The organism is Neisseria sp. P0009.S007 (genome assembly GCF_051962515.1).
In genome coordinates this window covers 1-10619 of record NZ_JBQCVF010000077.1, presented here as the reverse complement: position 1 = coordinate 10619, position 10619 = coordinate 1, and the positions used below count along the sequence as shown (strand labels likewise).

Annotated in this window: 10 protein-coding genes and 2 pseudogenes; 7 read left to right on the top strand and 5 right to left on the bottom strand. The window is 49.5% G+C overall.

Translation table 11 applies throughout. The annotated features are described in order from the left end of the window. Window positions 1–777 (top strand): annotated as a pseudogene (locus ACTHS3_RS08105) (hypothetical protein); the annotation flags it as partial. 93 nt (window positions 778–870) lie between these two features. On the opposite strand, the gene ACTHS3_RS08100 reads toward ACTHS3_RS08105, so the two are convergent. Beyond that, window positions 871–1272, bottom strand: coding sequence for an RNA-binding S4 domain-containing protein (locus tag ACTHS3_RS08100; protein ID WP_003679090.1), 402 nt, complete (start codon window positions 1270–1272; stop codon window positions 871–873). A 204-nt stretch (window positions 1273–1476) separates the two neighbouring features. On the opposite strand from ACTHS3_RS08100, the gene ACTHS3_RS08095 reads away from it, so the two are divergent. The 6 genes from ACTHS3_RS08095 (at window position 1477) to ACTHS3_RS08070 (ending at window position 6827) form a co-directional block, all read left to right on the top strand. After that, window positions 1477–2436, top strand: a complete 960-nt coding sequence (locus tag ACTHS3_RS08095; protein WP_440367629.1) for an acetyl-CoA carboxylase carboxyltransferase subunit alpha — start codon at window positions 1477–1479, stop codon at window positions 2434–2436. Window positions 2437–2524: 88 nt separating this feature from the next. After that, window positions 2525–3859 (top strand): tRNA lysidine(34) synthetase TilS, encoded by a 1335-nt coding sequence (tilS, locus tag ACTHS3_RS08090; protein WP_440367627.1) that lies wholly within the window; start codon window positions 2525–2527, stop codon window positions 3857–3859. Between the two features lie 210 nt (window positions 3860–4069). After that, window positions 4070–4669, top strand: a complete 600-nt coding sequence (gene rpoE / locus ACTHS3_RS08085) for an RNA polymerase sigma factor RpoE (protein ID WP_063068110.1) — start codon at window positions 4070–4072, stop codon at window positions 4667–4669. Between the two features lie 5 nt (window positions 4670–4674). Then, window positions 4675–5223, top strand: a complete 549-nt coding sequence (locus ACTHS3_RS08080) for a sigma-E factor negative regulatory protein (RefSeq protein ID WP_440367625.1) — start codon at window positions 4675–4677, stop codon at window positions 5221–5223. Between the two features lie 118 nt (window positions 5224–5341). Further along, a complete protein-coding gene (locus tag ACTHS3_RS08075) occupies window positions 5342–6133 on the top strand; it encodes a TrmH family RNA methyltransferase (protein WP_070826287.1) in 792 nt (263 codons plus the stop codon). Between the two features lie 34 nt (window positions 6134–6167). Further along, entirely contained in the window at window positions 6168–6827 is a 660-nt protein-coding gene (locus tag ACTHS3_RS08070; RefSeq protein ID WP_070826230.1) for a YecA family protein, read from the top strand. Window positions 6828–6888: 61 nt separating this feature from the next. Here the strand turns inward: ACTHS3_RS08070 and ACTHS3_RS08065 are convergent, their stop codons facing one another. From ACTHS3_RS08065 to ACTHS3_RS08050, 4 genes and pseudogenes are all read right to left on the bottom strand, one after another. Continuing rightward, entirely contained in the window at window positions 6889–7377 is a 489-nt protein-coding gene (locus tag ACTHS3_RS08065; protein ID WP_063075298.1) for a DUF456 domain-containing protein, read from the bottom strand. A gap of 143 nt (window positions 7378–7520) precedes the next feature. Continuing rightward, window positions 7521–8744: an MFS transporter gene (locus tag ACTHS3_RS08060; protein ID WP_440367622.1), complete on the bottom strand. Its 1224-nt coding sequence runs from the start codon at window positions 8742–8744 to the stop codon at window positions 7521–7523. Window positions 8745–8823: 79 nt separating this feature from the next. After that, a complete protein-coding gene (locus ACTHS3_RS08055) occupies window positions 8824–9243 on the bottom strand; it encodes an extensin (RefSeq protein WP_107737467.1) in 420 nt (139 codons plus the stop codon). A gap of 96 nt (window positions 9244–9339) precedes the next feature. Then, a pseudogene (locus tag ACTHS3_RS08050) lies at window positions 9340–10542 on the bottom strand (TonB-dependent receptor); the annotation flags it as partial. Window positions 10543–10619 lie beyond the last annotated feature (77 nt).

Below are 10619 nucleotides of genomic sequence, written 5' to 3'. Positions count from 1 at the left end.
GAGCCGAATATCGATTTGGAAACCGGTAAGTTCAACGGCGATCATGATGTGCCGGTGAATAAACTGTATGCCGAAGGTACTTTGTACAACAATATTAAAGCGCGTGTCGGTAAATTTGGTGCGTTCTCTTCATACGGCCGCGTATGGGATACCGAAGTAACCGGCGGCGAAATCTTCTTCGACAATAAAACCCTGCCTACCAAAATCTATGCGGGCCGCCGTACTGGCAATCTAAACGACAACACATGGGGCATTGGTGGCCGTCGCAGACATTTTGCCGCAGTTCAAAGCGTGTTGCCTGTAAATGAGAATATCAACGTCGGCGCAACGGTCAGCTACATGAAAGACATCGATGTACGCGGTGCGAAGAAAAATGCGGTCTTTGGAGAAATCGGTACGGATATCAAGTTTAATGACGATTGGCATTGGATGGCCGCAGTCAGCAAGTCCAATATCAAAGCCTATAATGATGCCGGACAAAAAATTAAAAATGATGGCGTGTTCACTGAAGTACGCTATAAATTGGCCGACTGGAACGTCCGCAATTCTTACGACGTATTCTTGAACTACCGCCGTGTCGGTTTGTTGTCCGGTGTCTCTTCTGTTGAGGATTACAGCAAAAACGTCCAAGGCGTGCAAATCGGTGCGACCTATATTCCTTGGAAAAACTGGAAACTCAAAGGCTTCTATTTGGCCGGTAAACAGGTTACACCTACTGTCGGCACGGATAAGCAGGATGTAAACGTTATTCGTGGTCAGTTAGAATATAAATTTTAATCATTACAAATAAAAAACAGGCAGGATGTCCTGCCTGTTTTTGGTTTTCAGACGGCATGGATATGGGGCCGTCTGAAATAATGGATTCGACGCTTACCAGCTATCGCGTTTCATACGGTCAAGCTGGCGGCGGTCGCGTTTGGTTGGGCGTCCGTCCGGATAAGCGGCACTGATGCGGCTGGCTTGGTCGAGCTGTTTTTGAGCTTCGCGTTCGGCAGCCGTTTTCATGTCTTCTTCGTAGAGTAAACGCGCTTCCGGTGCCGGTCGGCGTTGATGATTGAGCGCGGCAACTTTGAATTTGTAGGGAAGGGAGTTCAAAGTCATGTCGATGGTGTCGCCGGCAGAAATATTTTTGCTGTTTTTCACCTTTGAGCCGTTTACCAAAACCCTGCCCAGCTCAATATGTTTTTGTGCCAGCGCGCGGGTCTTGAAAAAGCGCGCGGCCCAAAGCCATTTGTCCAAGCGCATGGACGAATTGTCATGATCGTTTTTCATAGCCTGTTTGAAATGATTGAACTGAATTGAAGTTTATCATAAGATACGGCACTTCATGAGTTTAGTGCAGATATACTATTTCTTTGTTAAAGGCCGTCTGAAAGATTTTTTATTGCAAAAGATGGCAGTTTCCCTTTGAGAAATGCTGTCAAATACGTCTGATTAGCGTATCATGTCAGCAACCGTTACCGAGAGCTTTGTTTTATGAAACCCGTTTTTTTGGACTTCGAACAACCCATCGCCGAATTAACCAATAAAATTGACGAGTTGCGATTCGTACAAGACGAATCTGCCGTTGATATTTCCGACGAGATTGCCAGACTGCAAAAGAAAAGCAGCGAGTTGACCAAGTCAATTTTCAGCAAGCTGACTCCGGCTCAAATTTCACAAGTGTCCCGCCATCCGCAACGTCCTTATACTTTGGACTACATCAACGGTATTTTTACCGATTTTGAAGAGTTGCATGGCGAACGCCATTATTCTGACGATCATGCCATTGTCGGCGGTTTGGCGCGTTTCAACGGCCAAAGCGTGATGGTTATCGGCCATCAAAAAGGTCGCGATACCAAAGAAAAAATCCGCCGTAATTTCGGTATGCCGCGTCCTGAGGGTTACCGTAAGGCATTGCGCTTGATGAAGACTGCCGAAAAATTCAATATTCCAGTTATGACCTTTGTCGATACACCAGGCGCGTATCCGGGCATTGGTGCAGAAGAACGCGGCCAGTCTGAAGCCATCGGCCGTAATTTGTACGAACTGACCCGCCTGCATGTGCCGGTATTGTGCACCATCATTGGCGAAGGTGGTTCGGGTGGCGCGTTGGCAGTGGCTGTCGGCGACTATGTTAATATGCTGCAATACTCGACTTATTCGGTGATTTCTCCCGAAGGTTGCGCCTCTATTCTTTGGAAAACTGCTGAAAAAGCAGCAGATGCCGCGCAAGCATTGGGTATTACCGCCAAACGCCTGCAAGAATTGGATGTCATCGACAAAGTGATTGATGAGCCTTTGGGCGGCGCACACCGTGATTTTGAAACCACGATGAAAAACGTTAAAACCGTTTTGGAGCAGCAATTAAGCGAAGCGCAAAGTATGACCATGCCTGACTTGCTTTCTCGCCGTTTTGACCGCATCATGGCTTACGGTAAATTTACCGATAAATAAGTTTGACTGCTGAAAAAGCAAGCAGATGTCGCTGCTTGCTTTTTTTGTGTTCTATTTTTGAGTCATTCACAATTTCAGGCCGTCTGAAATGTCGCAAGTATCCCCTGATTCCCTATTTAAAAGTTTTCAAACAGCTTTTCCTGATTTGCCGAACCATACTGTTTTTGAAGTTGGCTTGAGTGGCGGATTAGATTCTGTCGTCCTGCTGCATCTTTTGCATCGGATGCGCGAATTTCGCCATTTTGATTTGCGTGCCGTTCATGTTCATCACGGTTTAAGCACCAATGCCGACAGTTGGGCAAAATTTTGTCAGGATTATTGTCAGCGTCTGGATGTTGCCTTGCGGGTGTGCCGCGTTAATGTGCAAAACCAAGGAAAAGGTTTGGAAGCGGCAGCTAGGGCTGCCCGATATCAGGCATTTTCAGACGGCCTGAGGAAAATTATTGTTTTGGCCCATCACCACAATGATCAAATCGAAACATTTATGTTGTCGGCTGTGCGCGGGGGCGGATTACGCGGTATGGCAGCCATGCCTGTATGGCGTAATTTAAATGAAGAAATTCAAATCTGGCGACCACTTTTGGCATTTTCTCGTCAGGAATTGGCTGAGTATGCGCAACAGTGGGGATTATCTTTTGTTGAAGACGAAAGTAATGAAGACTCCGGCTATTTACGCAATTGGATGAGGAATCAGGCTTTACCGCAATGGCAGCAACGTATTCCGAATTTTGAGCGGCAAATTTGTGCCAATGTTCGATTATTGCAGGAAGATTTGCAGCTTTTAGATGAATTGATTGAGTCTGAATATCAGCGCATCAGTCCAAACGAAATATTCAGCATCAGTCTGTGGCGGAAATGTACGCCGCTTTTGCGTCGTCGGCTGCTTTGGTATTTTTTGCGAAAGCAAACAGAATCATTGCCTTCTTATCACAGTATTGCCGATTTTGCCCGAGTGTTGGAAACCGCTGATCAGGCGCAGTTGAATTTGCCAGATGGGGAACTGGTCGCATATCGAGACAAGTTGTTTGTTTGTCAGGAAAGTGAGTTTCAAAAACTGCCTTGGTGTAATGGCAGGGAAGTTCGAGGCCGTCTGAAAGATATTTTGCTCGAAAATGGTTTTGTTTTATTACCGTTTAAGGGAGGTTTGTCGGCAGAGGAGTTGGAGAAGCCGGCGGTACTTAGAAGTGTGGCCAAAGGTGATGTGCTTCAGTCGGGACAGAGGGAAAAATCAGTCGAAAAACTATTGCAAGAGTGTCATATTGTGCCACTCGTCCGTAATTATTGGCCGATTATCCTAAGTATGGGCAACAAGTGCCTTGCTGTTGTTAATCTTCGGGTGGGAAGCGATGTTCAAATAGGGGAAGGCTATCTGCCTGTTCATGAAAAGTTGGTCAAATATATAGCAGAAAAGCAAAGAGACTAACTGTAAATTTAGTAAGTATTAGTAATTTAACTACTTGTGCTAAGTGTATATATAATAAGCAATACAGCCTATGTTAGAGTATATGCACGAATAAACTTTTGCGATTAAATGTAATCTTGTGGAACTATTTCAAAGCGATGCTGTCTTTATTGTGCACAGCACGCTTTACTATTTTTTGGTTTAAAGCAGTAAAACGATTAAAGGTTGGGTATGAACGATCGCCAAATAGATCAAGTTTTGGTGGAGCGCGCGCAGAAAGGTGACCATAAGGCATTCGAGATGCTGATGTCCAAGTATCAGCGTCGGCTAAACAGACTGATTTCCCGTTTTATTCAGGATGAGCATGAAGTGCACGATGTAACCCAAGAGGCAATGATTAGGGCTTATCGTGCGCTGGTTAATTTTCGCGGTGAGAGTGCGTTTTATACATGGCTGTACCGTATCGGTATCAATACGGCAAAGAATTTCCTGACCACTTCGGGTCGCCAGTTTTTTGTCAGCTCGGAGGCAGCCAATGAGGAGGGAGATGTTCTTGATTTAACCGATCAGGTTGCGGATTACCATACGCCGGAAGCTGAAATGATGAATCGGGAAATCTTGCAGACCGTCGAAGCAAGCATTGCGCAACTGCCAGACGATATGCGTCAAGCCATTACGCTTAGGGAAATGGATGGCTTGTCTTACGAAGAAATAGCTCGGGTAGTGGATTGTCCGATAGGTACTGTACGTTCGCGTATTTTCAGAGCGCGTGAACTGATTGCAAAAGATTTGCGGCCGCTGTTGGATACTTCTGAAGATCAAAGGTGGTAATAAAAATGAACGAAAAAACAAATAAAGCATTGGAGTATGTGTCTGCATTGATGGACGGTGAAGCATTGACTGATGAGATGCTGGATGCCGTATTGGCAGACGAGGAAGCTATGCGCGCTTGGCATGAGTACCACATTATCGGCGACTGTATCCGTCAGGGTGCAGCGGCAAGTGTTGCCGGTGAAACCATGCAAAGCAAAGCATTTACAGTGCCTCAAGCCGAAGCTGAAGGCAAACAGGAAAAATATGCTCAGCGTGAAGCGGCTAATAGCGGCTTCTTCAAATTCTTCGCAGCTGCTGCCAGTGTGTGTGCGATTGCTGTTGCAGTATGGCAATTTACACCGCAAACTTCTCGTGACGCTATGCCAGTTGCAGAGAAGTCTAATACTCAGCCTGCCCAAAATATCATTCCGGTAAGCGGTACGCCTGTTGATAAAGCGGCTTCCGAGCCTGGCGAGACTGTTGTGCCGAATGCGGCAAAAGACGGTAAACTTGAAAACCGTCCTACTGTCCGCACCGAGCAGCAAAATGAGCAGCAGACTGTTGTGCAGTAAAAAATGAAATCATGTAAAACCCTTGCTTTATTGCAAGGGTTTTTTATTTCCAAAGCAAAACCGTCAGGCCGTCTGAAAGCATAGCTTCAACGAAGTCAAAACAGTTATAATGCGTTCCATGAAACTGATTACCTCTGCTCAAAACGAACAGCTCAAACATTTATTCCGTCTGCTGATGCAGGCCAAAGCAAGGCGCGAAAGCGGTGAAACCGTATTGGAAGGCGTACATCTGCTGCAAACTTATTTGCAAAGCGGCGGTACGCCCAAACAGGTTTACCTGCCTGAAAAGAAACAGCAACATCCTGAAATTCAAGAAATTACGGCACAGTTGGATGAGGGATTGATTACTTGGGTCGGTAACGAAGCGCTGTCTAAAATCAGCAGTCTGACTGATGCCGATGATGTGATGACTTGGATTGATATTCCGAAACAGGCAGACTTGCCTTCAGACGGCGATTGCGTGGTATTGGAGCGGGTACAAGACCCCGGCAATGCAGGCACAATTTTGCGCAGCGCGGCGGCGGCAGGAGTCAAGCAAATTGTGTGCGGCAATGATTCCGTGGATATCTGGTCGCCCAAAGTGTTGCGAGCGGGGATGGGCGCGCATTTTCTGCTGTCTATTTTCAGCCGAGTGGAATTATCCGCTTGGATGGAAACGTATCAGCATCAAATTTGGGCAACTGCCTTGGGCGGGCGCAATATCGGTTTGTATGAAATGGACCTCAGTCAACCTTGTGCTTGGGTGTTTGGCAACGAAGGCAGCGGCGTGAGCGAAACGGTAAAAGAGAAGGCCGATGCCTGTGTCAAAATTCCTATGTTGGGGCAAACCGAATCCTTGAATGTCGCGATGGCGGCGACGGTTTGTCTGTTTGAACAAATGCGGCAGCGTATCCATGCCCAGGCCGTCTGAAAACAATAATACGATTTTATTTTAAGGAACAAAAATGCAAATACTGACTTTTGATGAAGCGGCACGCAGCCGGTTGATGGAATTGCTGGATGCCAAATCCGAAGCCCACAACACCATGCGTTGTGATGAGGTTCAAGGTTTTATGATGGCTTTATTGAGCGGTCCGGATGCTTTGAACCCGACCAACTGGCTGCCTGAGATTTTGGGTGAAGAATCTTTGTTTGATGCTAAAGAGCGCACCGAAATCGAGCGTTTGGTAATGGCAATGGCCGCTGATATGCGCATGAAGCTCAACGAGAAGATTTTGCCTGATTTGTGGTTTTATGAAGATGAAGCCGGCAATCCGGATTTCTACACTTGGTGTAACGCTTATCTTTACGCACTGGATATTGTGCCTACCGATTGGTTTGAAGCAGTCGATCAGGAAGAGTTTGAAGATTTGTTCTATCCGATTATGGCTTTGGGCGGTATCTATGACGATGGGGAAAACGGCGAAGTCATCTTGCATCTGAATGAAAAAGAGCTGACCCAGCTGGAATCTGATTTGCCGCATGTCCTGCTTGATATTTACTGGTACTGGCAGGCCATCATCAATAAGCCGCAAACCGTACGCCGTGAAGGCGAAAAAGTGGGGCGCAACGATCCTTGCCCGTGTGGCAGCGGTAAGAAGTACAAAGCCTGCTGCGGCAAATAAACCATGAAATAAAAAGGCCGTCTGAATGCTTGAAATTCAGACGGCCTTTAATATTTTTTGTTTAGAAGAATGAGGCTAACCAAACAAACAGGATAGTCAGTGCAATGGTCAAGGCGCAGCCGATTTTGGCCACGGTACCGATGATGAAGCCGATAAACGTACCGATACCGACTTTGCCTGCCTGCCAAGTGTCTTTGCGTGCGATAAATTCGCCAATGGCCGCACCGGTCAACGGGCCGAGCAACAAGCCGGGAATGGAGAAAAATGCACCAACGATGCCGCCGATAAACGCACCCCAAACCGCGGTTTTACTTGCGCCGGTATATTTTGCACCCAGCGCACCCGCCACATAGTCCATCGCAGTACCGAATACGGCAACGATGGCCAAAAAGGTCAGCGTACCCGAGCCAAACACTTGATAATCGCCGGCATAACCCAACAGCCATGCGCCACCAAACATCAAACCCAATCCGGGCAAGGCGGGATAAATAGTGCCTAAAATGCCGACAACAATGGCAATCAAGCCGAGAACGATGAGAACAGCAGTCATGAGGTTCCTTTTGAATTTAAGAGTGTAATAACGGCAGTATTATGGGCACGTTTTGTTATATTTTCATGAGAGATTGTGCAATAAAATGAAAAATTATCCGGAGGCGCGCCCAATTAAAATCGATGGATAAATATCTGAGCGAATTATTGTAAATCATGCTCTGAATGATTGAATAAATTTCTATTCAAATATAAAAGCAGGCCAAAGTACACTGCAACCCAATACGCATCTGTATAACCAATAGCCTTTGCCAGCCGTAGGGCGGCGAAACCGGCCGCGTAACTGCCGAGCAGAACCACGGAAAATTGCAGGCTGCTGTCGAGTGCAGCGGTGGCACGGTCGGATTTGTCCATCACCAAGGCTAGTATCACCGGCAGCAGCAGCGTGTAGCTCAGGCTCAGGGCGATGATTTGCGCGGGGGGCAGCCAAGAGCGGACGCGGGCGAGCGTGTCGATGGCAGTCATGGACGCCAAAAGCGGCAGTTGCAGCGCGTAGAGCAGGAAAACGAGTTTGCGGCGCGGATAATTGCGCGAAAACCAGCCCGACAGCGGCGTTACAATCAGGCAGGCAACAGGAATACCTACCGCCAAAATTCCGCCCGTCTGTTTCGGAGTGAAGCCCAAATCCGCCAGTTTGGGTACAAAAGTTGCCGCCATAAACGCATACGGTGCGGCAATGGCAAACAGCAAAACCAGCCACCGCCAGCCCGTTTCAGGTTGCTGCCAAAAAGAAACCAGCCGTGCTGCCAACGCCGTCCAACTGCCCTGCGCAGTCGGACTTTCTGGCTCGCGGTAGTACAAGAGTTGCAGCAACATCAGCAGGCTGAACGCCAGCATCAAGCCGGCCGCCGCCGTCTGTCCGTATTCCTGATACAGCCACAACACCAGTGCGCCGCCGATCATCTTGCCGCCGCGCGCAGCCATCGTTTGAATCACGCCGCCGAAACCGCGTTCGCGGTGCGGCAGGACGATGCACGACAAACCCAGCATCGCGCAGCCGTACACCGCCGACATCGCCGAGAGCAGTATGCAGCAGGTCAAAAGCAGCGCGAAGTTCTGCGTTATGTCGGTACAGGCCATCAGCCCGAACACGGCCGAAAGCCCCAGCGTCGCCGCCAGCAGCCAGCCGCGAAACCGCCCGAACCGCCCCGCTGGCTGCCGCTCCATCAGTGTGGCAAACAATACCTTCGCTGCTTCGATACTGCCGATTAAATGAATCCAGCTCAGTTGGTTCAGGCTGTAACCGTGATTTTTCAAAATAGCGACCAGCGCGACCAGATAAAAACCGGTTAGCGTGAATTTGTAAGTGCTGCCGCCGATAAGCAACAGCCAGTCGCGTGAGTTTGGGGAAGTCTGATTGTCGGACATCACATGATTCTTTTGAAGATGAGGCAAATAAAGGGACAAGGCCGTCTGAACATATTGGGTGGCAATACTTGATTTGTATTTAAATAGGTTTAGTATCTTTTCGGACGGCCTTCAACGCTTCTTCTGCGCGAAGTAGGGCGGTTGTTTCATCTGCTTCGACGATGTAGTTCACGCCCAGCGCGGGGCCGAGTTTGGACGATTGCTCGCGGAAGAACGCCAATTGCGCCGCGTCGGGTTCGATAAGGAGCATGGCGGCGCAGCGTTCGGACAGTTGCGGCCGATGTGCCTTTATCCATTCGATGTAAGTTTTGCGGTCGGCAATGCGCTGTTCATCGCTTACCTGCCGCCGCATCGGGGTGCAGACGGTGGCGAAGCGGGAGTTTTGGTTTAACAGGGTTTCGAATTCGGTCAGCCAGTCGGCGAAGTCGGCGACGTGGGTCAGGTCGGTCAGGTAGATGGTGCCTTCGGGCAGGGTTTTGGCGGGGGTGAAGTAGTGCATGGGATTCCTTTGGGTGTTTTGGAGGAATAAACGGTAGGCCGGGCATAAATGTCCGACCTATGTTTTTTCAGACGGCCTCTATCATTTCAGCTTCATTTAAAACTTCCATTCTGCGCTCACGCCTACGCTTCTGGGGCGTTGGTAGAGTGCGTCTTGGCGGTCGGCGCTGGAAATGAATATGGGGCGGCGGCGGTTGAACACGTTGTCGGCGTAGAGCGAGATGCGGCCTTGTTTGAAGTTGTAGGCGGTGTAGAGGTTGACTTGGTTGTATGCGCCGATTTTGCCCGATTCGGCATTGTTGGCGGCGGAGTAGTAGCCGCCGTAGAAGCGCACGTCGCCGCCGGCTTCCCAGCCTTTGTCGTTCAGGTATTTCACGCCGATGTTGGCGGTGTATTTGGGTGCGCGGCCGAGTTTGTTGCCTTCGATGCCGCTGTCGGGATAGCTTTTGATTTTGGTGTTGAGCAGCCCCAGTCCGGTGGTGAGTTTCAGGCTGTCGGTCGCCTGCCAGTCGGCGGCGAGTTCTGCGCCGTAGGTATGGACTTTTTTGGCGTTGCGGATGACGACGGAGTTGGTGCCGAGATAGAAGGGAAGCTGCATGTCGCGGTAGTGGTTCAGGAACAGGTTGCCGGAGAGTTGCAGGCGGCGGTCTGCGCTGCGCCAGCGGGTGTACCACTCGTAGTTGTTCACATATTCGGGTTCATAAGTGTAGGTTACGACGGGGCGGCCGAAGGTGATGCCCGCGCCGCCCGGGTTGTAGCCGCGCGCGGCTTTGATGCCGCTGACCCATTGGTCAGTGGGTTTGAAGGCGATGTCGATTTTGGGCAGGAACACGGTCTGGCCTTTGTCTAAATCAAGGTGCAGTGCGCCGCTACCGCCGCTTCGTTTGTGCGTTTCTTTTTCAATGCGGGCGGCGGCCGTGATGTCCCATTTTTCGCTGGGGCTGTATGTGGTTTCGGCAAACAGGGCGCGCACGCTGTTGCGGTCGTCAAAGGTGTTGCGGCCGCCGACGTTGCGGATGTCCCCCCATTCGTCTTGTTTGCTGCGGAAGTAGTGCAGTCCGGCAAGGCCTTTCAGACGGCCTTTGTTGGAAAAATGCAATACCGGCTCCCATTGCAGTTCGCGGCCTTTGAGTTCGGCGGGCACGCCTTGCGGTCTGACGGTCATCGGCAGGTGCAGCCGCTCGTTGTGGTAGCGGCCGTAAATCAGTTTGTTTTCCAGTTTCAGATAGTCGTTAAGCTGCCACGATACGTCCCAGATGCCCGATGTCGAGCCGGTTACGAACACGGGCTTTTCTTTTAAAGGGTATACGGATTTAATGGTTGATGGGGCACCTTCACCCCATCAATCTGATACCACCCTCAGATGGTTGATAGATC